We start from the raw sequence: 25,959 nt of genomic DNA, 5'->3' as shown, positions 1-25,959 counted from the left end.
CCCAAGGATCGTCTCATGCCAAAAGTGTTGATCGCCGACGACGAGGATTCGATGCGCCAGCTGGTGGCGCGCGCCATCGCCATGGACGGCCACGAGACCGTCACCGCGCAGGACGGCGCCGAGGCGCTGGAGATACTGACCCGCGAGGACGGCGCGTTCGATCTGTTGCTCACCGACATCCAGATGCCCGTCATGGACGGCATCGCTCTGGCGCTCTCCGCCGCGCGCGACTTTCCCGATTTGACTATTCTCTTGATGACGGGTTTTGCCGACCAGCGCGAGCGCGCGTCGAATTTGAATGCGCTGGTGCATGACGTCGTGACCAAACCGTTCTCGGTTGCGGATATCCGCACGGCGGTGGCCGATGCGCTCGCGGCGAAAAAGGGCTAGCAGCGATAGTGTCGCCACACATTCCGCCGTCATGCCCCGCGAAGGCGGGGCATCCGGTACGCCGCAGCCTCTCGATTGAATCACAACCGTCTCTGGAATACTGGATCGCCCGCCTTCGCGGGCGATGACAGCCGGTTTGTGGTGGCTTCGCCCCTCAAAAATCCTTCAGCAGCCGCTCGATATAATCGAGCTCGATCTGCGGACGCGAGGGGTCGCCGAGGCGGCGGCGGAGTTCTTCGAGAATGCGGCGGACGCGCTGGACGTCGATCTCGCCGGGGATCCTGACCGTGTAATCGTCGCCGAATTCGTGGCCGCGCAACGGACGGCCGAGCGGGTCGGTCTGGTTGCCGCCGCTCTGCTGGCGACCGGCACGATTGCCGGGACCGTCGCCCTGGCCGTCGCCGTCGCCCTGCTGCATCGCCTCGGCCATCTTCTGCGCACCCTTGCGCATCGCCTCCAGCGCCTTGCCCTGGGAATCCACCGCACCGTCAGCATTGCCTTCGCCGAGCTTCGAGCCCGCATCGCCCATGGCGTTGTCGGCGGAATCGAGCCCGCCATCATCATCACCCTGATCGGCATCCTGATCGCCGTCCTGGCCGGACTGCGCCTGGTCGCCTTGCTGACCTTCCTGGCCCTTCTGTCCCTGTTGGCCTTTCTGGCCCTTCTGCGAGAGGCCGCGCTTGGCCATTTCGTCCTGGAGCTTCTTCAGGCGATCGCGCAGCGCCTGCTGGTCCTGCTGCAGGTCCGACATCGACTGGTCGCCCTGCTGCTGCTTGCCGCGCATCCGATCGCGCCGGGAATCCTGGCCCTGCTTGTAGGTCTTGTCCCGCAATTGCTGCTGCTTGCGGATCATGTCGCCAAGCTCGTTGAGCGCCTGCTCCATGTCGCTCTCGCCGGACTGTCCCGGCTGGGCCATCTGGAGGCCCTCCAGCATCTGCTGAAGCTGGTCGAGCAGCTGCTTGGCCGCATCCTTGTCGCCCGAGCGTGACAGGCGCTCCATGCGGTCGATCATGTTCTGCAGGTCCTGCTGACGCAGGATCTTGGTATTGGGATCGAGCGGACGCGCGAGATTTTGCGCATCCTTGTTGTTGCGGAACTGCTCGGCAAGCTGGCGCATGAAATTGTCCAGCGCCGCCCGCAGATCCTGGGTGAGCTTCTTGATCTCCTCGTCGCTGGCGCCGCGGTCCAGCGCCTGCTTCAGCGCGTCCTGTGCCGCTCGGAGCGCCTTCTCGACATCGGAGATGTTGCCGTCCTCGATCGTCACTGCGAGCGCCCACAGGCTCGCCACCACCTCGCGCAGTGCATCATCGGTGCGCGCCGCCTCGAGCTGGCGGGTGACGCTGTAGAGGCCGAGATATTGCCCGGTCTCCTGCGTGAACAGTTCGGGCGCGATCATCAGCGCGTCGAGCGCGGTGTAGACGTCGGAATTCTTGTTGGCGTCGAGCGCGAGGATGCGGCGCTGCTCGATCAAGGCGCGTGCGAGCGGCTTGGTGAACAGCCGCTCGGGCAAGCGCATGTTGAACGGATCGCTTCGCGCCTCGTTGCCGGCCTCGTCCTTGGCGGTGAGTGTCAGCGTGACATCGGCACCGGCATAAGGATCCTCGCTGAGATCCTTCACCGTCTGGCCGACGCCGTTGCGGGTGCGCGCGTTCGGCAGCACCAGCGGAAACTGCGGCGGCTGGAATAGCGGGCGCGCCGCGGTCTTGTTGTCGCCTTCCTTGCCGGCATCGGCGGTCCGTGGCGCGACCTGGGCTTCAGCGCCGGTGACGCCGTAATCATCCTCGATCTTGTAGACGAGCTGGAGCGCGCCGCGCGCCTGACGCTCCGGATCCTTGGCGAGCGCGATCGTCGGCGGACGGTCCGGCGTCGCAGCAAAGGCCCATTGCGGCTGCCCCGAGGGCGCGCGGACATGCGCGGTGCCATCACTCGTGATGGTGAAATGCTTTTCGTTGGTGCCCTTGGGCGCGGCTTCCTTAGGCTCGGCTTCCTTGAGGCCGCCGGAGACCACGACATCCAGGCTGCCGCCGGAAGAGCGCACGATCAGGGTCGAACCGGCGGGAACGGCGAGCGGGCCGGAGGCCGGAAGCGCTGCAGCCTCCTTGTTGGCGGCCGACAGGATCACCGGCGGCTTGCCGGTGTAGAGCGGTGGCGTGACCCAGGCGTCGACGCGGATATTGGTCGGCGCCAGCACGCCGTTCCAGTCGAAGGCTGCGCCGAGCCGCATCGCACGCTCGTCGCCAGCCGCAAAGAAGGTCGCGACCAGCATCACCATCACCAACGCGCGCAGCGCCCAGGGATCGTGGATAGCGAGGCGCGGGTGCGGCAAGCCGGCGCGGATGCGCTTGAGCGAAGCCAGCGTGCGCTCGCGCTGCGCCTGCCAGAGTGCCAGTGCAACCGGATCTTGCGAGGTCAGCGTGTCCGTGAGCGTCGTGGCGGGGCGATGGCGAATGCCCGAACCGCGGTCGAGCCGGGCGAGCGCCTCTTCGCGGCTCGGCCAGCGAAACCGAATCAGCGGGAACAGGGCGGCAACCGCCAACCCTGCAAAAATCACGAGGCCGATGGCGCGGGCGACGGAGGGCAGCGCCAGCCAAAGACCGGCCCAGGACACCACCAGAAACAGGCCGACAACGGTGAGAACACGCGCCAAACCCGGCCAGGCACGCTCCCACGCGATGGCATAGGTGGACCGCACAAGGGCCTGCGCCAGCTTCAGCCGCGACAGAGCATCACCATCACGGTTCGGGGCTGACGGGTCGGGGGTGACGCCGTTCAATCAACTCTCCAAGTTACCCGGCGGAGTGGAGCGTACCACAACGGCAGCACTGAGGCATCCGTTCCTGTACGGGAGACACCCCTTTTCCCGCATAACACGAGGACGTGACTGGCCCGGCGCAACCCCGTAATTTCCGCGGCGCCATCCCAAGAGGAATACCCAAGGGGAATAAAGGAAACACCATGGACAAGAAGATGCATGACAAGGGCCTGGAAGTCCGCAAAGCGGTGCTGGGCGAGGCCTATGTCAACAACGCGCTCAAGAACGTCGACGACTTCAACCGTCCGTTCCAGGAGATGCTCAACGAATATTGCTGGGGCACGGTGTGGGGCCGCGAGGAGCTGCCGCGCAAGACCCGCAGCATGCTCAACATCGCGATGATCGCGATTCTCAACCGCCAGCACGAATTCCGCGCGCACTTGAAAGGCGCGCTCACCAACGGCGTCACCCGCGACGAGATCCGCGAGATCCTGATGCAGGTCGCGATCTATGGCGGCATGCCGGCCGCCGTCGACAGCTTCCGCATCGCGCGCGAGGTGTTCGCGGAGATCGATGGGAAGGCGTGAGGGGGTACGCCGATCTCCGCTGTCGTCCCGGACAAGCGAAGCCTCGGCAACGCGTAGCGTTGTCTGGGGCGTAGCGCCGATCCGGGACGACACCGAGGATGAAATGGGCACTCTCACAACAACGAAAAGAAACAAAGGAAACACCATGGACATCGGATTCATCGGCCTCGGCAACATGGGCTTCCCGATGGCGCGGCGGCTGATCGAGGCCGGGCACAAGCTCGTCGTGTTCGACACCCGCAGAGAAGCCGTCGACCAGCTTGTCGCACGCGGCGCGACTGCTGCGACGTCGCCGAAGGATGTCGCCGACAAGGTCGAGACCGTGATGGCGAGCCTGCCATCGCTCAAGGCTTCGCTCGAGGTCGCCACCGGCGCGAACGGCGTGATCGAAGGGAGCCGTGCCAAACGCTTCATCGACCTCTCGACGGTCGGCTCGCAAATGGCTGTGAAGATTCACGGCCTGCTCGCACAACGCAACATCGTGCAGATCGACTGCCCGGTGTCGGGCGGCGTCGGCGGCGCCGAGAAGGGCACGCTGGCGGTGATGGTGTCGGGGCCAAAGGCTGAGTTCGAGCTGCTCAGGCCGGCACTCGACGTGATCGGAAAGGTGTTCTTCATCGGCGAGAAGCCGGGCGCGGCGCAGACCATGAAGCTCGCCAACAATTTCCTCTCGGCCACCGCCATCGTGGCGACGTCGGAAGCCGTGGTGATGGGCGTGAAGGCCGGACTCGATCCCGCCGTGATGATCGACGTCATCAATGCGGGCTCAGGCATGAACACTGCGAGCCGCGACAAGTTTCCGCGCTCGGTGCTGCCGCGCAGCTTCGACTTCGGCTTCGCGACCGGGCTGATGGTGAAGGACGTGCGGCTGGCGCTGGAGGAGATGAAGCAGCTGGGCCTGTCGATGGAGGTCGCGGACGCGGTCGGACGCCTCTGGGAGACCGTGATATCAGCGGAAGGTGCCGAGTCCGATTTCACCGCGGCGATCAAGCCGATCGAGAAGAAGGCGGGCGTGGTGGTCGGTGGGAAGGCCGGCGGCCTGGCTGGGAAATAACTCACTCCCAGCCTGCATCTCCGCAACCGGTACGCGAGAGCGTCGATCAACTCGCGACACGATGCTTCATCCTTGAGTTGCAATCTTTGTGCGCTATCCTGTCCTCACTAGAAGCCTGCAAAAAATCAGGGAGGACGGAATGAAGCGTCATCGACACTTACTTGTCGGTGCGACCACGGCCCTGTTTGCCTGTGTCGCACTCGGCACCTCGCCCGCCATGGCGACGGCGTGCACCAATCTTCGATCCCTACAATTCCAGCACACGGTGATCAATTCGGCTGACGACAACGCGACGGGCACCTTTGTCCCCCCGGGCGGGAGCCCGATCACCGGCCTTCCCGCGTTCTGCCGCGTCACCGCAACCTTGATCCCCAGCTCGGACTCCGCGATCAAGATCGAGGTCTGGCTGCCCGAGACCAATTGGAACGGCAGGTTCCTTGGCACCGGCGGCGGCGGTTTCCAGGGCGTGATCACCTACAACGAGCTCGCCATCGGCATCCAGGCCGGATTTGCATCGACCAACAGCGATCTCGGCACGGGATCGTCAGGTTGCAATCCGCTGTTCTGCGGCTCGGCCGGCAACATGGGCAACCAGCTTGCCACGGAGTTCGGCGATCCAGCGGTGCCGTCGACGGGTCTGTTCGGGCATCCCGAGCGGATCAAGGATTTCGGCTACCGTGCGATCCATTTAATGACCGAGCGCGGCAAGGAGATCGCCAGCGCGTTCTACGGCCATCGATCGCAGCGGGCTTATTTCGCCGGCTGCTCCACCGGCGGCCAGAACGCCTTGATGGAGGCGCAGCGCTTCCCCAACGATTATGACGGCATCCTTGCCGGCGCTCCCGCCTTCAATCGCACGCATCTGCACATGGCAGGCCTCTATGGCTGGCAGAACGCGCATGCGAGCCCCGGCCGGCTCATCCAGCCCGGCCAGATGACGCTGGTCAACCAGGCCGTGCTGAAGCAATGCGTCGGGCAGGACGGCGGCGCCAAGACCGATCAGTTCCTGACCGATCCGCGCGATTGTCACTTCGATCCGAAGGTCCTGCTCTGCACGGGCGGCAACGCGCCGCCGGCCTGCCTGACCTCGGATCAGGTCACGACTATGCAGCGCTATTACGCCGGCACGATCGATCCGGTGAACGGACAGCTCGTCAATCCTGGCTCCGAGCGCGGCAACGAGACCGACGACATCCTCGCGCTTGGCCTTGCGTTCCAGGAGCAACTGCCCGAGCCAGCCTTCGACGGCCTGTTCTACTGGGTGTTCGGCCCGAGCTTCGGCTATCCGGGAAGCGCGACCAACTTTGCCAATTTCGATTTCCACCGCGACATCGACAAGGTCGACGATCAGCTCGCCGCGGTACTGAACGCGACCAGCACCGATCTCGGCGACTTCCGTGCACATGGCGGCAAGCTCTTGATGTACCACGGCTGGGCCGACCCCCTGATCCCGTCACAGAGTAGCATCAACTACTTCCTGACCCTGGTCGGAAATGAGGGTCAGGGGGCGCAGCCGGTCGGCTTTTTCGGTGGCAATCCGGCGCTGCAGCGGACGCAGAGCTATGCGCGTCTGTTCATGGTGCCCGGCATGTATCACTGCTCCGGCGGCCCCGGTCCCAACTCGTTCGATGCGCTGTTGCCGCTGGTCAAATGGGTCGAGGGTGGCACGGCGCCGGATACGATCCTCGCCACGAAATACGTGGCCGATACGCCGCCGACGGTGCAAATGACCCGGCCGCTTTGCGTCTTCCCGAAGGTCGCGAAGTACAACGGCAGCGGCGACACCAACAACGCTGCGAACTTCACCTGTGTCGCCGACGAGAACGACTTCAATCAGAAGCCGGCTCCGAAATACGGGCCGTGACGCATACGCGACGTCGGCGAGCTTGAGCTCGCCGGCGTCCTCACAGCCACGGCGCTGGCGTGTCCATCGCAATCAGCTGCTCGACCTCGATGCGCGGGCGCACGACCGCGTATTGATCGCCCTTGACCAGCACCTCCGGTACCAGCGGCCGCGTGTTGTAGGTGCCCGCCTGCACGGCGCCATAGGCGCCTGCGGTCATGATGGCGATGAGGTCGCCGGGCTTCGGCGTCGGCAGCGTGCGATCGAGCGCGAGATAGTCACCGGTCTCGCAGACCGGACCGACGACGTCGGCCATGATGGTCGCCGCGCCCTTGGCCGGCTGCATCACCGGCAGGATGTCGTGATACGCCTCGTACAGCGTCGGGCGGATGAGGTCGTTCATGGCGGCGTCGATGATGACGAAATTCTTGCCGTCGCCGTGCTTCACATAGATCACCTTGGCGACGAGGATGCCGGCATTGCCGACGATCATGCGGCCCGGCTCGAACATCAGCGTGCAGCCGAGATTGTGGCTGACGCGCTTGACCATGGCGGCATAGGCATCGGGCGCCGGCGGCGCTTCGCGGTCCATGTAGTAGGGAATGCCGAGCCCGCCGCCGAAATCGACGTGGCTGATATTGTGGCCGTCGGCGCGCAATGTCTGCACGAATTCGGAGAGAATGCGGAACGCGGTCTCCATCTTGGAAAGGTCGGTGATCTGGCTGCCGATATGCACGTCGGTGCCCGCGACCGCGATGCCGGGCAGCTTGGCGGCGCGCGCGTAGACCTCGCGGGCGTGAACGATCGGAATGCCGAACTTGTTCTCGGACTTGCCGGTCGAGATCTTGGCATGCGTGCCGGCATCGACATCGGGATTGACGCGCACGGAGATGCGCGCGGTCTTGCCCATCTCGGTTGCGAGGCGCGAGAGCAATTCGAGCTCGGGCTCGGATTCAACGTTGAGGCAGAGGATGTCCGCGGCGAGCGCTGCGCGCAGCTCGGTCTCCGTCTTGCCGACGCCGGAAAACACGATCTTGTTGGCGGGGATACCGGCCGCGAGCGCGCGCTTCAGCTCGCCGCCGGAGACGACGTCGGCGCCGGCGCCAAGCTTGGCCAGCGTGCGCAGCACCGACTGGTTGGAGTTCGCCTTCATGGCGTAGCAGACCAGCACCTTCTCGCCAGCAAAGGCTTCAGTGAAGACGCGGTAGTGCCGCTCCAGCGTCGCGGTCGAATAGCAATAGAACGGCGTGCCGACGGTCGCGGCCAGCTCGGACAGGTTCACGGCCTCGGCGTGCAGCACGCCGTTGCGGTAGTCGAAATGGTTCATGGCGTTGGCTCAGTTGCCCCAGCCTATCGGCTGGGCTTTTCGTCCAGGAGCGGGTCGAGGATAAACGGTTTCTTCCTGCCCTTGGTCGCCACCGGCGGCGCGTCCGCGCCATAGGTCGGATTGAACACGCTCGGCGTCTTCTGGGCTTCGGTCTCGGTGTCACCAGGCGCGGCGACGTTGGCCGTGGACGCGCTGGAGGCGGTGGGCGGCAGGTCGAGCGGGCCTCTGCGGCCACAGCCGGCGAGCGCAAGCGCCGTCAGGCTAAGGACAATGATGGCCCACCCCGAGCCGGCCGGGCGAAACTTTGACGTCACGACGAAATCCCCACGATGCGGCCGCACCATACAGAGGTTGGCCCCCGCTGGCGAGTGCCGGAAGGCCACGGAAGATCGGCGAAATTTCGGCCCTCAGCCCAATTTTCGCTCTTTTTCCAGCCGCTTGGCCCAGGCCTTGGCCTGCGCCGTCACGTTCTTCGGCGCGGTGCCACCGTAGCTGGTGCGGCTCTTGACCGACGATTCGACCGAGAGCACGCCGAGCACGTCCTTGGTGATCCTGGGCTCGATCGCCTGCATCTCCTTCAGCGGCAGCTCATGCAGCGCCGCGCCGCCCTCGGCCGCCTTGGCGACGATGCGGCCGGTGACGTGATGGGCCTCGCGGAACGGCATTTTCAGCGTTCGCACCAGCCAGTCGGCGAGATCGGTGGCCGTGGCATAGCCCTCCCCTGCAGCAAGCCTCATCTTGGCCTCGTCAGGCACGAGGTCGCGGACCATGCCGGTCATGGCGCGGATCGCCAGCGACAGCGCGGCAAAGCCTTCCATGGCGCCCTGTTTGTCCTCCTGCATGTCCTTTTGATAGGCGAGCGGCAGGCCCTTCATCACAATCAGGAGGCCGTTGAGCGCCCCGATGACGCGGCCGGTCTTGGCCCGCACGAGTTCCGCGGCATCAGGGTTGCGCTTCTGCGGCATGATCGAGGAGCCGGTGGTGAACTTGTCGCTGAGGCGGATCATGCCGACCAGCGGCGAAGTCCAGATCACGATTTCCTCGGCAAAGCGCGACATGTGCACGGCGCAGATCGAGGCCGCCGACAAGGTCTCCAGCACGAAGTCGCGGTCGGAGACAGCGTCGAGCGAGTTCGCCATCGGACGATCGAAGGCCAGCGCCTTTGCGGTGGCGTGCCGGTCGATCGGGAACGAAGTGCCGGCGAGCGCCGCCGCACCGAGCGGGGATTCATTGAGCCGCTTGCGCGCATCCTGGAAACGGCCGCGATCACGCGCGGCCATCTCGACATAAGCAAGCAGGTGATGGCCGAAAGTGACGGGCTGCGCGGTCTGCAGATGGGTGAAGCCGGGCATCACGGTTCCGGCGTGCTCCAGCGCGCGCTCCACCAGCGCCTGCTGGAACGCGGCAAGCGCCGCATCGGTCTCGTCGACGATGTCGCGGACATAGAGACGGAAGTCGGTCGCGACCTGGTCGTTGCGGGAGCGCGCGGTGTGCAGTCGGCCGGCGGCGGGCCCGATCAGCTCCGACAGACGGCTCTCGACATTCATATGAATGTCCTCGAGCGCGCGCTTGAACTCGAAGCCGCCTTTGCCGATCTCTGACAAAATCGTGTCTAGACCCTTGCCGATATTTTTCGCATCAGAGGCCGTGATGATGCCGTTCGCGGCCAACATCGCGGCGTGGGCCTTGGACGCGGCAATGTCCTGGGCGTAGAGGTGACGATCGACGTCGATGGAGACGTTGATCTCTTCCATGATCTCATCGGGACGCTCCGAGAACCGGCCGCCCCACATCTTGTTGCTCATGATCCCCTGCTCACGCCTTGCTTTGCCGCATGTTTGCTGGCCGAGGCCAGCCGTATTAAGAGGCCCCTGATAGCCATATCTGCGACCGGATGACAAACGATATGCTCGACCAGAAGCCCTCCGCCACGCGCCGGATCCCCATCGTCATCGCCACCGTGGTGGTCGGTGGGCTTGCCGGCTTCGCCGCGCTGTATGGGCTCGGCCTGAACCGGGCTCCGTCAGGCGATCCGGCCTGCAGGGCCGCTGTCGCCACAGCCCAGAAGATCGCCCCGCTCGCCCATGGCGAGGTGGCCGCGCTGACCATGGCGAGCGCCCCCCTGAAGCTGCCGGACCTCACCTTCGAGGACGCCGACGGCAAGCCGAGGAAGCTATCGGATTTCCGCGGCAAGACCCTGCTGGTGAACCTCTGGGCTACCTGGTGCGTGCCCTGCCGGAAAGAGATGCCAGCACTGGACCAGCTCCAGGCCAAGCTGTCGGGCCCTGACTTTGAGGTGGTGGCGATCAATATCGACACCCGCGACCCCGAGAAGCCGAAGAATTTCCTGAAAGACGCCAATCTGACCAGGCTCGGCTATTTCACCGACCAGAAAGCCAAGGTTTTCCAAGATCTTAAGGCGATAGGCCGGGCCTTGGGCATGCCGACCTCGGTGCTGGTCGATCCGCAAGGCTGCGAGATCGCGACGATCGCGGGTCCGGCGGAATGGGCGAGCGACGACGCGCTCAAGCTGCTTCGGGCCGCGTTAGGTCCGGCTGCCGCGTCGCTTTAGGCGCTGACGTTGAGGTTGCCGCCGACGCCGGGGCCGACATTGGCAAGGGATGGCTGACCGGCACCCAGCAGCGTCAGGACGGTGGATTTCTCCATGTCCATGTTCTGCTTCGTCAGCGTCGCCGCGATATTCGACTGCAGCGCGCCCTGCTGAGAGGCCAGCATGGTGCTGACCATCGCCATCATGTCCATTACGCGAACCCTTGTACCGGCCGCAGCCTAGGCGCGAGGGGTTAACGCAACATGAATTGTCACAAGATGGATTAGCGGGTCGGAACCGGCTTGGCCCCGCGGTAGTCGTAGAAGCCGCGCTGGGTCTTGCGACCGAGCCAGCCGGCTTCGACGTATTTCACCAGCAGCGGGCACGGCCGGTACTTCGAGTCGGCGAGGCCCTCGTGCAGCACCTGCATGATCGAAAGGCAGGTATCGAGACCGATGAAATCGGCGAGCTCGAGCGGGCCCATTGGATGGTGGGCGCCGAGTTTCATCGCCGCGTCGATCGCCTCGACATTGCCGACGCCTTCATACAGCGTGTAGATCGCCTCGTTGATCATCGGCAGCAGGATGCGGTTGACGATGAAGGCCGGGAAATCCTCGGAGACCGCGACCTGCTTGCCGAGCTTGGCGACGAATTCCTTGGAGGCCTCGAAGGTGGAATCATCGGTGGCGATGCCGCGGATCAGCTCCACCAGCTCCATCAGCGGCACCGGATTCATGAAGTGAATGCCGATGAAGCGCTCGGGCCGGTCGGTCGCGGCGGCAAGGCGGGTGATCGAGATCGAGGACGTGTCGGAGGCGACGATCGCCTCCGGCTTCAGAATCGCGCAAAGTTCGTGGAAGATCTTGCGCTTGACCTCTTCCTTCTCGACCGCGGTCTCGATCACAAGATCGCAGTCGGCGAGGTCGTCCAGCTTCTCGGCCAGCGAGATGCGCGCCATCGCCTTGGTCTTGTCGTCCTCGGTGACCCCCTTCTTGGAGACCTGGCGCGCCAGATTGCCATTGATGGTGGCCATGCCTGATTTCAGGCGGTCGGCCGAGACATCGTTGAGCACCACATCGAAACCGGCCAGGGCCGCGACATGCGCGATGCCGTTGCCCATCTGACCCGCGCCGATCACGCCGACCTTCTTGATCACTGCCGCCATAATGTCATCCACCGGAACGGCGCGCATATCGCGCCCTGCCTAATCCCCTGAGCCGGGAGGATCGATTTAATCAGAACCTTGGCCCGAAACCTAGATTGGATCGCTTCGAAGGCGTGCCCCACGCCAAAGAAAACGGCTCAGAAATGAAACACCGGCCGGAGTTTATACCTCCGGCCGGTGTTTTTATCGCGTTTTACTTGCCGAGCTTGCCGAGTTCGTCGGTCAGCTCCGGAACCGCTTGGTAGAGGTCGGCGACCAGACCGTAATCGGCCACCTGGAAGATCGGCGCGTCCTCGTCCTTGTTGATCGCGACGATCACCTTGGAGTCCTTCATGCCGGCCAGATGCTGGATGGCACCGGAAATGCCCACCGCGACGTAGAGCTCGGGGGCCACGACCTTGCCGGTCTGGCCGACCTGCCAGTCGTTCGGCGCATAGCCGGCATCGACCGCCGCACGGGAGGCACCGACACCGGCCCCTAACTTGTCGGCGAGCGGCTCGATGTACTTGGCGAAGTTCTCGCGGCTCTGCATGGCCCGACCGCCGGAAACGATGATCTTGGCCGAGGTCAGCTCCGGACGGTCGCTCTTGGCGACTTCCTCGCCGACAAAGGTCGACAGGCCCGGATCCGCCGCCGCCGCAACGCTCTCGACCGGCGCGCTGCCGCCGCTGGCTGCCGCCGCGAAGGTCGAGGTACGGACCGTGATGACCTTCTTGGCGTCCTTCGACTTCACCGTCTGGATGGCGTTGCCGGCATAGATCGGACGCTCATAGGTATCGGGGGCGACCACCTTGGTGATCTCCGAGACCTGCATGACGTCGAGCAGGGCTGCGACGCGCGGCATCACGTTCTTGAATCGCGAGGTCGCGGGCGCGACGATCGCGTCATAGGACGGGGCCAGCGAGACGATCAGTGCCGCCAGCGGCTCGGCGAGATCGTGCGCGTAGGCTTCGCCTTCGGCGACCAGCACCTTGGCGACACCAGCGAGCTTCGAGGCGGCCTCGGCCGCAGCCTTGGTGCCCTGCCCGCCACCGGCGACCAGCACGTGGACGTCGCCGCCGAGTTGGGAAGCCGCGGTCAGCGCCTTGTTGGTGGAGTCCTTGAGGACCTCGTGTTCGTGTTCAGCAATCAACAGCGCAGTCATCAGAGCACCCCGGCTTCGTTCTTGAGCTTCGACACCAGCTCGGCGACGTCCTTCACCTTGACGCCGGCCTTGCGGCCCGCGGGCTCGGCCGTCTTCAGAACTTCGAGGCGCGCAGTGACGTCGACGCCGTAATCGGCGACGGTCTTCTCCGCGATCGGCTTCTTCTTGGCCTTCATGATGTTGGGCAGCGAAGCGTAACGCGGCTCGTTGAGACGCAGATCGGTGGTGACGATCGCCGGCCCCTTGAGCTTGACGGTCTGCAAGCCGCCGTCGACCTCGCGGGTGACCTTGAAGTCGGAGCCTTCGACCTCGAGCTTCGAGGCGAAGGTTGCCTGCGACCAGCCCAGCAGCGCGGCCAGCATCTGACCGGTCTGGTTGCTGTCGTCGTCGATCGCCTGCTTGCCGAGGATGATCAGGCCGGGCTGCTCTTCGTCAGCAACCTTCTTGAGGATCTTTGCGACAGCGAGCGGCTCAACGATGCCTTCGGCCTTCACCAGGATGCCGCGGTCGGCGCCCATGGCGAGGCCCGTGCGGATCGTCTCCGACGCCTGCGCAGGTCCTATGGAGACCACCACGACTTCGGTCGCCTTGCCGGCTTCCTTCAGGCGCAGCGCTTCCTCGACCGCGATTTCGTCGAAGGGGTTCATCGACATCTTGACGTTGGCGAGTTCAACGCCCGATCCATCGCCCTTGACGCGGACCTTGACGTTGTAATCGACCACCCGCTTTACCGGCACTAAGACCTTCATCGATCCTCTTTCACTCAATTTGGGAGGGGGATTATTCAACTGGCGCGGAACCTAAAGGCCTGATCCGGCCCGGTCAACGCGCGAAGGGGCCTAATTTTAGCCCCCTGAAATGCTGATCTCAATGGGTCAGCGATTCTGGCCCGGAACCCAGAGCACGTCGCCGGCACCATCATGGTTAGCGGCGCGGCTGGCCACGAACAAGAAGTCCGACAGGCGATTCATATACTGGATGCCAGCCGTGCCGACGGGTTCGCCGGGCTGGGCGGCCAGTTCCACCATCACGCGTTCCGCCCTGCGGCAAATCGTGCGCGCGACATGGAGGTAGGCGGCGGCCGGCGTGCCGCCCGGGAGCACGAAAGAAGTGAGCGGCGCAAGCTTGTCGTTGATCGCGTCGATGTCATGCTCGAGCCGCTCGACCTGGCTCGCCACTACCCGCAGTCGCTCCGCCTTGCCTTCACGCTCGGGTACCGCGAGATCGGCGCCGAGATCGAACAAATCATTCTGGATGCGGCCGAGCATGGCATCGAGCTCCGGCGCATCCCTGGTGTGAAGGCGTACCACGCCGATCGCGGCATTGGTCTCATCGACCGTGCCATAGGCTGCGATGCGCAGATCATATTTCGGACGGCGCTCGCCGGTTCCGAGCGCTGTCGTGCCGTCGTCACCAGTCTTCGTATAGATGCGGTTGAGCACGACCATGAAAGTGTCCTTGTTCTTAGGGCAAGATCCAGCCGGAAAACCGCTTCACACTTTTCGCAAACGCGGCCCTTCGGGTCCGGATCATGCCCTATCGCCCCATCGCCCAGACCGCGACCATGGCGATAACGATCGCGATGAACTGCAGCAGCACGCGCCAACGCATCAATTTCTGCGAGGTGTTGGGCGAGCCGCCACGCATCATGTTGACGAGGCCGAGCAGCAGCACCACCGCCACGGCGGCCACGGCGATCGGCAGAATGAAAGTACTCAGGAGAGATGCCATTTGGGGGTGATAACACCGTGTGCGGCGCTCCGCCATGGCGTTCCAAATCTGGCTTTTGATCCCATAATGTCAGAAGCTGGCCGAATGATTTCCGATTTGCTCGCATGGTCCGTCCTCCTCGCGTCTCCCCGCTTGCGGGGAGAGGCGCGAATCCGGGCCGCTCGCGAAGTGAGAGCAAACTTGCTCTGGGGCACACCGTGAAAGTCATCCGCACGATCTATGTCATCGTGGAAGACGCCTTCTACACGTTCCTGGCCGACGACGGCTGGGCGATCTCGAGCCATATCGCACTGTCGACGCTGATGGCGCTATTCCCGTTCCTGATCGTGCTGACTTCGCTCGCCGGCTTCTTCGGCTCCAAGGAGCTTGCCGACCAGGCAGCCGGGCTGATGCTCGAAGTCTGGCCGAAGCAAGTGGCCGATTCCCTGTCGGGAGAGATCCACGACGTGCTGACCACGACCCGCACGGGGGTGCTGACCATCGGCGCGGTGCTGTCGGTCTATTTCGCCTCCAACGGCGTCGAGGCGCTCAGGGTCGCGCTCAACCGCGCCTATGCGGTGGTGGAGATGCGGCGCTGGTATTGGCTGCGGCTGGAATCGATCGGCTACACGCTGGTTGCGGCCTTCACGGCGCTCGCGATGGCGTTCCTGATCGTGCTTGGCCCGCTCTTCATCGAGGCGGCGCGGCGACACATTCCACTGTTCGTCGAGTCAAACGAAAGTATTCTCACCTGGCTGCGTTACGGCATCACCATAGGCGCGCTGGTGGTGGCACTGGTCATCCTGCATGCCTGGCTGCCGGCGGGCCGACGCAGCTTTTTCCAGATCCTGCCCGGCATCGTCTTCACCATCGTTGCCTCGCTGATCTCGGGCATCGTGTTCGGCCAATATCTGGCGCGCTTCGCCAATAATTACGTCACGATGTATGCGGGGCTCGCCTCGGTAATCATCGCGCTGGTGTTTCTGTATTTCATTGCCGCGATCTTCGTCTTCGGCGGCGAGCTCAACGCCGCGATCATCAAGTCGCGACTTCCTCACGGCGTGTCGCTTCAAGCAGCGCAGTCGCTAAAGCCCGCGGGGACACAGGCTTGACCAGGAAGGCGTCGGCGCCGGCCTCGCGCGAGGCCGCCTCGTCCTCGCCACGACCGGACACGCCGATGATCGGGATCCGAGCCAGCGGCGCCTGCATTGTGCGGATACGCCTGATGGCCTCGACGCCGTCGATGCCCGGCAACACCATGTCCATCAGCACCGCATCGAAGCCACCCTGCGCGAGCCGGCTCACTGCATCCTCACCGCGCCCGATGAACTCGGCATGATGGCCGAGCTCGGTCAGGATCGTGTTGAGCACGACGCGGCCGAATGGATTGTCCTCGACGCTGAGCACGCGCAGCGCCGCCAGCGGCTCCGCTTCGCCGCCTTCCGTCTTGCGTGCCTTGGCCGGCCCCGCCGCATCGAGCGTGACGGTCAGGGTGAAGGTGGCGCCGCCGCTGCGCCGCGGTGCCACCGTGATGTCGCCGCCCATCGCACGCGCCAGCTGCTTGACCGAAGACAGACCGAGCCCGGCGCCGCCGAAGCGGGAGGCGATGGTGACATTGGCCTGGGTGAACGGGCGGAACAGCCGTTTGATCTCGGCCATGGTCAGGCCGATGCCGCTGTCGGAGACCGAGAAGGCGACGCCGACCCGGCGCTTGTCCTTGGCTTTGCCGCTCGCTTTGCCCTTGACGGGCCGCCAAGGCGCGGCCGAGATGGCCACAGCGCCCTGCTCGGTGAATTTGACTGCATTGTCGATCAGGTTCTCGAGTGCGGCGCGGAGGCGAACGGAATCGCCGACCACGAGGCCCGGGAGCTTGTCCGAGATGTCGACCTCGGCCTGAAGACCCTTGGCGGCGGCGCGACCAGCGAGCGAATCGCCGGTGCTGCGCGCGAGCGCGCGCAAATCAAACAGATCCTGCCGTAGCGTGCCGCTCTTGCCGGCGCCCTTGCCGGTCTTGGCGGCATCGACGAACAGCGTAGCGAGGTTAGCCAGATGCTCGGCACCGGCCTTGATGGTGTCGGCCCAACGCCGCTCCCGCTCGCCAAGATCGGAGGTCGAAAGCAAATCGCTGATCGCCAGAATGCCGGTCAGGGGCGTGCGGACCTCGTGGGCAAAGGCTGCAAGCGCCGCCTGAATCACGTCGGGCGCAACGGTGCTGCGCTCGCGCACTTTGCCGACCGCCCCGGCCCGCTTCCGAGGCGGCTGCCTGGACTTTCGCGTGGTGCGCGCTGCGCGCGTTTTCGCCGCCATAAATCCCCTTCGAAGTATCCTCTTCGAACCCCCGGGCTCAAGAGCGACCATGGCACGGCGGCCACCCCGGAGTCACGGCGCTGCTGTGCTAACCCCCAGAGAAACTTAGCCTAATCCCACGGTCGTGCGGATGGCGGCGGGCGAGATACCGGCCGCACGCAACTCCCGGAGGCCGGTCGAGCGGTCCGATTTCGACAGCTTCCGGCCATCCGTGCCGCGAATCAGGCCGTGATGCCGATAGATGGGTTCGGTCAGGCCGAGCAGAGCCTGAAGCAGTCGGTGAACCGAGGTGGCGTGAAACAGGTCCTGGCCACGCACGATCTCGGTCACGTCCTGGAGCGCGTCGTCGACCACCACAGACAGATGATAGCTGGTCGGCGTCTCCTTACGGGCCAGGATGACGTCGCCCCATGCCTCAGGTCGCGCGGCGACCAGGCCACGCTCGCCGTCGGGCCCCTCACCCAACTCGTTCCAGGTCAGACCGGAGACCTGCCGGCAGGCCGCCGCCATGTCGAGGCGCAAGGCGTAAGGCGCGCCAGAGGCAATCAGGCGCGATCGCTCGCTGGCCGGCAGCGAATTCGCCTCGCCAGGATAGAGCGGCGCGCCGTCGGGATCGCGCGGCCACGGCCCATCCGCCTCACGGGCGGCGACCAGCTTTGCGATCTCGGCGCGGCTCTCAAAAGCTGGATAGACGAGACCGAGTGCGGAGAGTTTTTCCAGCGCGGCGCGATAGTCGGCGAGACGCTCCGATTGCCGCCGCACCGGCGTTTCCCATGCGATCCCGAGCCAGGCGAGGTCTTCGTAGATCGCAGCCTCGAATTCCGGCCGGCAGCGCGTCGCGTCGATGTCTTCGATCCGCAGCAACAGCCGCCCGCCGGTTTCGCGCACGCGGTCGAAATTGAGCAGCGCAGAATAAGCGTGGCCGAGATGCAAGAGGCCGTTCGGGCTGGGGGCAAATCGGAAAACGGGTGGCGGCATCTGGCAAGATCTCGTCATGGCCAAGACTCTGTTACGATAGGAGATGGATGCGCGGGTCAAGCCCGTGCGTGACAAGTAGAGCGCCAATGACCATCCACCTCGAAACCCAGTCCGACCTCGAAGAAGCCGTTCACACGCTGGTCAAGCGCGATCCACGCCTCAAGCCTGTGCTAGAAATCGCAGGCATGCCGGCGTTGCGGCGGCGCGAGCCGGGCTTTGCGGGGCTTGCGCATATCGTTTGCGGGCAGCAGCTCTCGACCGCGAGCGCCGCCGCGATCTGGGGACGGCTGTCTGCGGCCTTCGATCCGTTCGACCATGAGGCGGTGCGCCGCGCCCGCACCGACCGGCTGGGACGGCTCGGACTATCAGCGGCCAAGATCAAGACGCTGAAACATCTGGCGCGCGAGATCGTCGCCGAGCGGCTGAACCTCGACGTGCTCGCCGAGGAAGACGCCGATGCCGCGCATCACACGCTGGTCTCGCTGCCGGGCATCGGACCGTGGACTGCCGACGTCTATCTCTTGTTTTGCCTCGGCCATGGCGATGCCTGGCCCGCCGGCGACCTCGCCGTGCAGGAGGGAATCAGGATCGGCCTCGGCCTGAAGGCGCGGCCGACGGAAAAGCAGATGGCGCCGCTCGCCGAACCCTGGCGTCCGCTGCGTGGCGCCGCCGCACATCTGTGGTGGAGCTACTACCGCGCGATGAAGAACCGCGAGGGCGTCATCGCCGGCGGAGCGAACGCCGTTTCAAACAATGTTGCTGTTGCAAAGCGCGCAGCCGTAAAGGAGAAGATGCCGGCACGGAAAAAGCCGGGACCTTCACCATGACATCGACCGACTTCGTCGTCGCACGCAACGATCTCGCGCAATACAAGCTGATCGAGACCACCCTTCCCGATGCAGCACTCCTGCCCGCAGATGCGCTCCTGGTGAAGGTCGAGCGCTTCGCGTTCACCGCCAAAAACATCACCTATGCCGTGATGGGCGACGAGCTGAAATATTGGCAGATCTTTCCGGCGCCGCAGGGATTTGGCAACATCCCGGTGTGGGGGTTCGGCGAGGTTATCGGCTCGCGACATCCGGATGTCGCCGTGGGCGAACGGCTGTTCGGCTATTTCCCGATGGCGACGCATCTCGTTATCGAAGCCGCAGATGTCAGCAAGCGCGCACTTCGTGACGGCACCGCGCACCGCAGCCAAGTCGCGCCGGTCTATAATCTCTATTCCCGTGTCACCGGCGATCCCGCTTTCGCCGGACATCAGGGTGATCTTCAGGCACTGCTGCGGCCGCTGTTCATGCTGTCGTTCCTGGTCGACGACTTCCTCGCCGAGAACGACGATTTCGGTGCACGCAGCGTGCTGCTGTCGAGCGCGTCGAGCAAGACCGCGTTTGGGCTCGCTCATCTCCTGCACAGCCGTGGCCGCAACGTGATCGGGCTGACCTCAGCGAACAATGTCGGTTTCGTCCGCTCGCTGCCCTGCTACGACGCGGTGGTGACCTACGATCGAATCCATTCGTTGCCACCGGAAAATCCGGTCGCTTTCGTCGACATGGCCGGCAGCAGTGCGTTGCGGGCCGGACTGCACAGGCATTTCGGCCATCAGATGGCTTGCTCGGTGCGTGTCGGTCTGACGCATCGCGCGACCGACGCCGACGAAGGCGTCTTGCCCGGCGCAAAGCCGCGCTGGTTCTTCGCGCCCGACCACATCCGCAAGCGCGCTAAGGATTGGGGTCCTGGCGGAATCGAGCAACGGTTTGGCGTGGCGTGGTCGGGGTTCACCCCGATGTTGGAGAGCAGCCTCCGCGTGGTCGAGAGCCGCGGCCCCGAAGCAGTGCAGCGCATTTATCTCGACACGCTCAAGGGGAGCATTCCGCCTGAGCAGGGGCATATGCTTTCCCTGCTCGGGTAAAGCGCTTTTGACACCGGTCGAACCAGTATAGCGTCCACCTCAGAGGAAACGCCGCGAAGACGGCCACGAGGTCGCGCATGCTGGATCGCACGAAGGATATGGCCGTGTCCGCGCAAGCCTGGCTCGATGAATTCGAGCGCGCGCTGGGCCAGCCCGATCGCGCCGCGCTCGACCGTCTCTTCCTCGCTGACTGCTTTTGGCGCGACGCGCTGGCGCTAAGCTGGAACCTGCAAACGCTCGCCGGTCGCGATGGGATCGTACGGGCGCTGGCCGCACTTTCACTCAACGCGGCGCCGCGCAGTTTCAAGATCGCGCCAAACCGCGCAGCGCCGCGCTGGGTGACGCGCGCCGGCACCAACACTATCGAGACCATCTTCAGTTTCGAGACCGCGCTCGGCCGCGGCAGCGGCATCCTGCGGCTCGTGCCCGATATCGCCGACGGCGACCGGCTGAAGGCGTGGACACTGCTCACCGCGCTCGAGGAGCTCAAAGGATTCGAGGAACAGCTCGGCACCTCGCGGCCGCGAGGACAAGCCTATTCGCGCGATTTCCGCGGACCGAACTGGCTCGATCAGCGCAACGCCTCGCGCGACTATGCCGATCGCGAGCCAGTCGCGCTGGTGGTCGGCGGCGGCCAGGCCGGGCTTGCGATCGCCGCGCGGCTGAAGCAGTTGCAGATCGACACGCTGATCGTCGATCGCGGGGCGCGGATCGGCGATACCTGGAGGAAGCGCTATCACGCGCTGACCCTGCACAATCAGGTGCAGGTCAATCACATGCCCTATATGCCGTTTCCGCCGAGCTGGCCGACCTACATCCCCAAGGACAAGCTCGCGAACTGGTTCGAGGCTTATGTCGATGCCATGGAGCTCAACTTCTGGACCGGCGCTGAGTTCGAGGGCGGCGCCTATGATGAGGCCGGGGATCACTGGACGGTGACGCTGCGCCGCGCCGACGGCAGCGAGCGCACCATGCACCCGCGCCACGTGATCATGGCGACCGGCGTCAGCGGCATCGCCAACATCCCTGACATTCCGACGCTCGATCGTTTCAAGGGCACGCTACTGCATTCGAGCCGCTATGAAGACGGCGAGAACTGGACAGGCAAGCGCGCCATCGTCATCGGCACCGGCAACAGCGGCCATGACATCGCGCAGGATCTCTATTCCAGCGGCGCTGAGGTGACGCTGGTGCAGCGATCGCCGACGCTGGTCACCAATATCGAGCCGTCGGCGCAACTGGCCTACGCGACCTACAATGACGGCACGCTGGAGGACAACGATCTGATCGCCGCGTCAATGCCGACGCCGCTGGCGAAAAAGACCCATGTGATGCTGACCGAGCAGTCGAAGGAGCTCGACAAGGACCTGCTCGACGGCCTTCGCCGCGTCGGCTTCAAGCTCGACTTCGGCGAGGGCGGCACCGGCTGGCAGTTCAAGTACCTGACCCGCGGCGGCGGCTATTATTTCAACGTCGGCTGCTCCAACCTGATCGTCGAAGGCGCGATCAAGCTGAAGCAGTTCGAGGACATCGAGAGCTTCACGGAAGGCGGCGCGCAGATGAAGGACGGCTCGGCCGTCGCAGCCGATCTGATCGTGCTCTCCACCGGCTACAAGCCGCAGGAATACCTGGTGCGAAAGCTGTTCGGCGATGGCGTCGCCGACCGCATCGGCCCGGTCTGGGGCTTTGGCGACGGCTTTGAGCTGCGCAACATGTATGCGCGCACGAAGCAGCCCGGCCTGTGGTTCATCGCCGGTAGCCTGGCGCAATGCCGGATCAACTCGAAATTCCTCGCGCTCCGGATCAAGGCGATCGAGGAAGGGATTTTGGGACGTGAGGTGGGGACAGCTTAAGCCCATTCGTCATTGCGAGCGCAGCGAGGCGATCCAGCATCTTTCCGCGGAGACAGTCTGGATCTCTTCGCTGCGCTCGCAATGACGATGTGGATACAGACAAGCGCAACAGAGACAACTGAAGGAAGGGCCACCCATGCCAGCCATTCTCGGCACCGGCGAGCACCGCTACCGCGTCGTCGAAAACTTTGCGAAACTTCCCGATGGCTGGCAGCTGAGTGACGTCGCTTCGGTCGCGGTCGACAGCAAGGACCACGTCTACGTCTTCAACCGCGGCGAACATCCGATGGTGGTGCTCGACCGCGAAGGCAATTTCTTGCGCAGCTTTGGCGAAGGCCTGTTCTCGCGCGCGCATGGCCTGCATATCGATGCCGACGACAATCTCTACTGCACCGACGACGGCGACCACACCGTGCGCAAATGCACCACCGACGGCAAGGTGCTGCTGACGATCGGTATCCCCAAAAAGCCGGCGCCCTTCATGAGCGGCGAGCCGTTCCACCGCTGCACCCACACCGCGCTGTCGCCGAAGGGCGAGATCTACGTCTCCGACGGCTACGGCAATGCGCGGGTGCACAAATATACGCCGGACGGCAAGCTGATGAAGAGCTGGGGTGAGCCCGGCACCGACCCCGGCCAGTTCAACATCGTGCACAATATTGCGACCGACGCCGACGGCTGGGTCTATGTCGCCGACCGCGAGAACCATCGCGTGCAGGTGTTCGATGGCGAGGGCAAATACGAGACGCAATGGAACAATCTGCATCGACCCTGTGCGCTGTGCTGTTGCGGCGGGCGCAAGAGCCCGACCTTCGTGATCGGCGAGCTCGGCCCCGGCCTCGACGTCAACCGCCATGTTCCCAATCTCGGCCCGCGGCTCTCGATCGTCGACGCCAAGGGAAGGCGCATCGCGCGGCTCGGCGGCGAGAAAGGCCCGGGCGTTTCCAGCGGGAAGTTCTTGGCGCCGCACGGCCTCGCACTTGATTCGAGAGGCGACATCTACCTCGGCGAAGTCGGCGTCACCAATTGGAAGGCCAGCTTTGGAGACCAAGACATGCCCGCAGAGGTGCGCGCGACGCGGTGCTTGCAGAAGCTGGAAAGGGTGTCGGAGTAACTGCTGCCGCAAAGCCCAACAGAAGGCCTGTTCCGCGCCGGCTCCCTGCCGCCCCCCGTGCCAAAATCGCGGCGTTTCTGGGCGTTTGCCACCCTGCCGCCGCATTGCATGCGCCTGAATAAGTCGCTCAACGGGCTTCACAATCCCGTCACGCTGCATGTAGTATGTCAGTACATGCTGCTTCGCAGCGTATATTGGAGGCCGGGAGCGTTACTTGAACGCACATGTCTCGCAAGGCAGTTGGCCGGTGCTGGTCCTGAACGCGGACTTCCGGCCGCTGAGTTACTACCCACTGTCTCTGTGGTCGTGGCAGGACGCGATCAAGGCGGTGTTCCTCGACCGCGTCAATATCGTAGCGCATTACGACCAGGCGGTTCACAGTCCCACGCTGCAAATGCAGCTGCCGAGCGTGGTTTCGCTCAAATCCTTCGTCAAGCCGACCACGCATCCCGCCTTCACCCGGTTCAACGTCTTCTTGCGCGATCGTTTCGCCTGCCAATATTGCGGTTCGCCGGAAGACCTCACCTTCGATCACATCATCCCGCGCAGCAAAGGCGGCCAGACCACCTGGGAGAACGTGGTCGCGGCGTGCTCGCCCTGTAATTTGCGCAAGGGCAATCTCACGCCGGCTCAGGCAAAGATGTTTCCGCGCCAGAACGCGTTCGCACCGACCGTGCACCAGCTCCACCGCAACGGTCGCCTGTTCCCGCCGAACTATCTGCACGACAGCTGGCTGGACTACCTCTACTGGGATACGGAGCTGGATCCGTAGGGCTTGCGCCGCCTCACGCCCCGATCGCGTTGCTCGCCACCACGTCCCGATAGAAGGCCGCGCTCAGCTTCGGCACCCTCGCCTGCGTCTCGAAGTCGACCCGGTAAAGGCCGAAGCGCTTGCCGTAGCCGAAAATCCACTCGAAATTGTCCATCAGGCTCCACAGGAAATAGCCGCGGATCGGAACGCCTTCGGCGATGGCGCGCTGCATCTGGGTCAGATAGTTGCGCAGGAACATGATGCGGTCGAGGTCGTAGATCTGGCCGTCGGCGGAAATCCTGTCCTCGGACGAGGTACCGTTCTCGCTGATGTAGATGTTCTCGATGTTCCAAATCTTCGCGGCGAGGCGCGGGGCCCAGTAGATTACTTCGGGGCCGACCCGCAGCCATTCCGAATTCATGTGGGGGAACGAGGTCGGGAACGGCAGCACATGGAAGCCCGGCGCGCGATCGGAGGCGGTGACGTAGAATTGCGGCGCGTAGATATTGAGTCCGACGAAATCATTCGGCGTTCCGATGATCTTCAATTCCTCCGCCGTGAACTTCGGCGCGTCGGCACCGGCATAAGCGAGGAAACCGTCAGTGTACTTGCCCTCCAGCACCACGCCGAGGAAGCCGGCGTTGAGCTCGCGTGTTGCGATCTCGGCGGCGCGGATGTTTTCCGGTGTCGCGATCGCCGGCACGCATGCCGCGATGTTCTCGGCTGCGCCCACGCGGGTGCCGGCGCGTCCGGAGGCGCGGATCGCCTGCACGGCAAGCCCATGCGCCAGCGCGACGTGATGGCGCGCCTGGTTGAGCTGCGCGGTCGGCAGCTTGAGGCCGGGCGCGTCGATGCCCCAGCCATAGCCGAAGTTCACGAAGCGTCCGACCTCGTTTACAGTAAAAATGTTCTTGACGCGATCGGTCAGGCGCGCAGCGACGTAGCCGGCGAAATCGGCAAACGCTTTTGACGTATCACGCGACGACCATCCGCCGACACGATCCTGCAGCGCTTGTGGCAGGTCCCAGTGGTAAAGCGTCGCATAGGGCTCGATGCCACTTGCAAGCAGCTCGTCGACGAGACGGTTGTAGAAGTCGAGTCCTTTTGGATTGGGCTGCCCCGATCCATCGGGAAACACGCGCGACCATGCAATCGAGAAGCGGTAAGCCTTGACACCTAGCGCCTTGATCAGCGCGACGTCTTCCTTGTAGCGGCGATAGTGCTCATTGGCGCGGTCACCGGTGGAACCATCCTCGATCTTGCCCGGCGTGTGGCTGAAAGTGTCCCAGATCGACTTGCCGCGGCCATCTTCGTCGACCGCACCTTCGATCTGGTAGGACGAGGTCGCCGTGCCCCACAAGAAGCCCTTCGGGAAAGGCCCGCCGCGCTCAACCGAAGCGGATGTTTCATTCCCTGCAGCCTTTTCCTGCTCCGCAGTTCTGGCGCCCGTCGCTGTGCCAAGCGCGGCCAGGCCCGCAAGTTTTGCAAAATCGCGCCGTGAGACGTCGATCGGCATCGCTATCTCCGCGCCTGCTCCACATCGATCTGATAGGCGGAAATCCGGTCGATCTCGAACGCGACGCTCTCGGGCGATTCCGCATCGACCGGGCTGACCCCGGGAAAGAATTTTGATCCGATCGCGAGATTGACAATCATGTACATGGGATCGTCGAAGCCGATCGGCACCTTGATATCGGAGACCGGCCTGCGGTCTATGAAATAGACCAGGCGATCCTCCTCCCACAGTACACCGTAATTGTGGAATGCGCGCGAAGCATCGCCGACCGCAAAATCGAAGCCGCAAGACTGGATCTTCTGGGTCGACGGAATCCGCCAATGCGTGGTCATGACGAGATCGCCAGGCCTCTCGCCACGGCCTTCCAGCACGTCGACCTCCGGCGGCCAGCCGCCGTCATCCGCCAGCATCCAGAACGCCGGCCACACCGCGTGGCCGACCGGCACCTTGGCACGGATTTCGAAATAGCCGTGCTTCTGCGCGAACGTGCCCTGCGTCGTCAGGACTCCCGAGATGTACTCGTTGTTGAAAAGAACTGGCTTCAGTTCCGGTGGCGTGCGGCTGGCGACGATCGACAGCACGCCGTTCGTGACCTTGAACGGATCGAGCCCGAGCGGCACCCCCGCACGCCCGGCGTAGCGCGGATCGACATAGATCTGCTGTTCGCCATTGGCGCTGGTCTTGCGCTTGAAGTCGGAGCCATCGCCGCCCCAATAGCGGGCGTCCGGCCAAGCGGCGCCGCCAGCATAATGCGGCACCCAGCGTCCGTGCGAGAGCGGATGCTCATCGAAATCGTCGTTGAAGGTCCGATGCAGCGGCAGGAACTCGAGCGAAGAGGTATTGACTGCTTCCAGCTTGCGGCACTCGATCGTGGAAGGATCGGTGGTGACCTGCAGCGACAGGCCGCGCGGCGCGTCACCAAGCTCGTCCTGCGCGGCACTCAACGCCGGCAAGGTCAACAAACCGATCGCAGCCAGAGCGCCTTTCGTCCCACGGTCGATCATCGCC

Annotated in this window: 25 protein-coding genes; 11 read left to right on the top strand and 14 right to left on the bottom strand. The window is 64.3% G+C overall.

The window, feature by feature from the left end; genetic code table 11:
• The first annotated feature begins 15 nt into the window (after positions 1–15).
• Complete coding sequence (locus L6637_RS13790) at positions 16–390, top strand: response regulator (RefSeq protein ID WP_128954176.1); 375 nt, start codon at positions 16–18, stop codon at positions 388–390.
• 154 nt (positions 391–544) lie between these two features.
• On the opposite strand, the gene L6637_RS13785 is transcribed toward L6637_RS13790, so the two are convergent.
• Positions 545–3,163, bottom strand: coding sequence for a TIGR02302 family protein (locus L6637_RS13785; protein WP_237863915.1), 2,619 nt, complete (start codon positions 3,161–3,163; stop codon positions 545–547).
• Positions 3,164–3,345: 182 nt separating this feature from the next.
• On the opposite strand from L6637_RS13785, the gene L6637_RS13780 reads away from it, so the two are divergent.
• The 3 genes from L6637_RS13780 (at position 3,346) to L6637_RS13770 (ending at position 6,647) form a co-directional block, all read left to right on the top strand.
• Positions 3,346–3,729, top strand: coding sequence for a carboxymuconolactone decarboxylase family protein (locus L6637_RS13780; RefSeq protein ID WP_008567285.1), 384 nt, complete (start codon positions 3,346–3,348; stop codon positions 3,727–3,729).
• Between the two features lie 145 nt (positions 3,730–3,874).
• Complete coding sequence (locus L6637_RS13775) at positions 3,875–4,783, top strand: NAD(P)-dependent oxidoreductase (RefSeq protein WP_237870923.1); 909 nt, start codon at positions 3,875–3,877, stop codon at positions 4,781–4,783.
• A gap of 139 nt (positions 4,784–4,922) precedes the next feature.
• Entirely contained in the window at positions 4,923–6,647 is a 1,725-nt protein-coding gene (locus L6637_RS13770; RefSeq protein ID WP_237863917.1) for a tannase/feruloyl esterase family alpha/beta hydrolase, read from the top strand.
• A gap of 40 nt (positions 6,648–6,687) precedes the next feature.
• On the opposite strand, the gene lysA is transcribed toward L6637_RS13770, so the two are convergent.
• The 3 genes from lysA to argH form a co-directional block, all read right to left on the bottom strand.
• Positions 6,688–7,953: a diaminopimelate decarboxylase gene (gene lysA / locus L6637_RS13765; RefSeq protein ID WP_237863918.1), complete on the bottom strand. Its 1,266-nt coding sequence runs from the start codon at positions 7,951–7,953 to the stop codon at positions 6,688–6,690.
• 23 nt (positions 7,954–7,976) lie between these two features.
• Positions 7,977–8,267: an LPS translocon maturation chaperone LptM gene (lptM, locus tag L6637_RS13760; protein WP_237863919.1), complete on the bottom strand. Its 291-nt coding sequence runs from the start codon at positions 8,265–8,267 to the stop codon at positions 7,977–7,979.
• A gap of 93 nt (positions 8,268–8,360) precedes the next feature.
• Complete coding sequence (gene argH, locus L6637_RS13755) at positions 8,361–9,758, bottom strand: argininosuccinate lyase (protein ID WP_237863920.1); 1,398 nt, start codon at positions 9,756–9,758, stop codon at positions 8,361–8,363.
• 101 nt (positions 9,759–9,859) lie between these two features.
• On the opposite strand from argH, the gene tlpA reads away from it, so the two are divergent.
• Positions 9,860–10,525: a thiol:disulfide interchange protein TlpA gene (gene tlpA / locus L6637_RS13750; RefSeq protein WP_237864357.1), complete on the top strand. Its 666-nt coding sequence runs from the start codon at positions 9,860–9,862 to the stop codon at positions 10,523–10,525.
• Here tlpA and L6637_RS13745 read toward each other — a convergent pair.
• From L6637_RS13745 to L6637_RS13720, 6 genes are all read right to left on the bottom strand, one after another.
• Complete coding sequence (locus L6637_RS13745) at positions 10,522–10,716, bottom strand: putative motility protein (RefSeq protein ID WP_237863921.1); 195 nt, start codon at positions 10,714–10,716, stop codon at positions 10,522–10,524. The genes tlpA and L6637_RS13745 overlap by 4 nt on opposite strands.
• 71 nt (positions 10,717–10,787) lie before the next feature.
• On the bottom strand, positions 10,788–11,669 hold the full coding sequence (locus tag L6637_RS13740; protein WP_237863922.1) for a 3-hydroxybutyryl-CoA dehydrogenase: 882 nt from the start codon (positions 11,667–11,669) through the stop codon (positions 10,788–10,790).
• Between the two features lie 193 nt (positions 11,670–11,862).
• Positions 11,863–12,813, bottom strand: coding sequence for an electron transfer flavoprotein subunit alpha/FixB family protein (locus L6637_RS13735; RefSeq protein ID WP_237863923.1), 951 nt, complete (start codon positions 12,811–12,813; stop codon positions 11,863–11,865).
• Complete coding sequence (locus L6637_RS13730) at positions 12,813–13,562, bottom strand: electron transfer flavoprotein subunit beta/FixA family protein (RefSeq protein ID WP_237863924.1); 750 nt, start codon at positions 13,560–13,562, stop codon at positions 12,813–12,815. Before L6637_RS13730 ends, L6637_RS13735 begins: the two co-directional genes overlap by 1 nt.
• 126 nt (positions 13,563–13,688) lie before the next feature.
• Positions 13,689–14,261, bottom strand: coding sequence for a cob(I)yrinic acid a,c-diamide adenosyltransferase (locus L6637_RS13725; protein ID WP_237863925.1), 573 nt, complete (start codon positions 14,259–14,261; stop codon positions 13,689–13,691).
• An 88-nt stretch (positions 14,262–14,349) separates the two neighbouring features.
• On the bottom strand, positions 14,350–14,544 hold the full coding sequence (locus tag L6637_RS13720; RefSeq protein WP_057746671.1) for a twin transmembrane helix small protein: 195 nt from the start codon (positions 14,542–14,544) through the stop codon (positions 14,350–14,352).
• 197 nt (positions 14,545–14,741) lie between these two features.
• Between L6637_RS13720 and L6637_RS13715 the strand changes: the two genes are divergently transcribed.
• On the top strand, positions 14,742–15,635 hold the full coding sequence (locus tag L6637_RS13715; RefSeq protein ID WP_237863926.1) for a YihY/virulence factor BrkB family protein: 894 nt from the start codon (positions 14,742–14,744) through the stop codon (positions 15,633–15,635).
• Here L6637_RS13715 and L6637_RS13710 read toward each other — a convergent pair.
• Both L6637_RS13710 and gluQRS read right to left on the bottom strand, forming a co-directional pair.
• Positions 15,562–16,830 carry an ATP-binding protein gene (locus L6637_RS13710; RefSeq protein WP_237863927.1) on the bottom strand — a complete coding sequence of 423 codons (1,269 nt, stop codon included), beginning with the start codon at positions 16,828–16,830 and terminating at the stop codon, positions 15,562–15,564. The genes L6637_RS13715 and L6637_RS13710 overlap by 74 nt on opposite strands.
• Positions 16,831–16,935: 105 nt before the next feature.
• Positions 16,936–17,808: a tRNA glutamyl-Q(34) synthetase GluQRS gene (gene gluQRS, locus L6637_RS13705; protein WP_237863928.1), complete on the bottom strand. Its 873-nt coding sequence runs from the start codon at positions 17,806–17,808 to the stop codon at positions 16,936–16,938.
• A gap of 86 nt (positions 17,809–17,894) precedes the next feature.
• Here gluQRS and L6637_RS13700 point away from each other — a divergent pair, with 86 nt between their 5' ends.
• From L6637_RS13700 to L6637_RS13680, 5 genes are all read left to right on the top strand, one after another.
• Positions 17,895–18,635, top strand: coding sequence for a DNA-3-methyladenine glycosylase family protein (locus tag L6637_RS13700; RefSeq protein WP_237870921.1), 741 nt, complete (start codon positions 17,895–17,897; stop codon positions 18,633–18,635).
• Positions 18,632–19,717, top strand: a complete 1,086-nt coding sequence (locus tag L6637_RS13695) for a DUF2855 family protein (protein ID WP_237870919.1) — start codon at positions 18,632–18,634, stop codon at positions 19,715–19,717. The genes L6637_RS13700 and L6637_RS13695 overlap by 4 nt, the downstream gene beginning before the upstream one ends.
• 77 nt (positions 19,718–19,794) lie before the next feature.
• Positions 19,795–21,570, top strand: coding sequence for a flavin-containing monooxygenase (locus L6637_RS13690; RefSeq protein ID WP_237870917.1), 1,776 nt, complete (start codon positions 19,795–19,797; stop codon positions 21,568–21,570).
• Positions 21,571–21,706: 136 nt separating this feature from the next.
• Positions 21,707–22,684, top strand: coding sequence for a peptidyl-alpha-hydroxyglycine alpha-amidating lyase family protein (locus L6637_RS13685; RefSeq protein WP_237863932.1), 978 nt, complete (start codon positions 21,707–21,709; stop codon positions 22,682–22,684).
• A gap of 214 nt (positions 22,685–22,898) precedes the next feature.
• Positions 22,899–23,456 carry an HNH endonuclease gene (locus tag L6637_RS13680; RefSeq protein WP_028134115.1) on the top strand — a complete coding sequence of 186 codons (558 nt, stop codon included), beginning with the start codon at positions 22,899–22,901 and terminating at the stop codon, positions 23,454–23,456.
• Between the two features lie 13 nt (positions 23,457–23,469).
• Here L6637_RS13680 and L6637_RS13675 read toward each other — a convergent pair whose 3' ends face one another.
• Both L6637_RS13675 and L6637_RS13670 read right to left on the bottom strand, forming a co-directional pair.
• Positions 23,470–24,951: a GH1 family beta-glucosidase gene (locus L6637_RS13675; protein WP_237863933.1), complete on the bottom strand. Its 1,482-nt coding sequence runs from the start codon at positions 24,949–24,951 to the stop codon at positions 23,470–23,472.
• 2 nt (positions 24,952–24,953) lie between these two features.
• Complete coding sequence (locus L6637_RS13670) at positions 24,954–25,955, bottom strand: glycoside hydrolase family 16 protein (RefSeq protein ID WP_237863934.1); 1,002 nt, start codon at positions 25,953–25,955, stop codon at positions 24,954–24,956.
• Positions 25,956–25,959: the final 4 nt, after the last annotated feature.

It is taken from the genome of Bradyrhizobium zhengyangense (assembly GCF_022012435.1).
GTDB classification, from domain to species: Bacteria; Pseudomonadota; Alphaproteobacteria; order Rhizobiales; family Xanthobacteraceae; genus Bradyrhizobium; species Bradyrhizobium zhengyangense.
The sequence above is the reverse complement of the archived record's forward strand: the minus strand, read 5'-3'. Positions and strand labels throughout refer to the sequence as shown.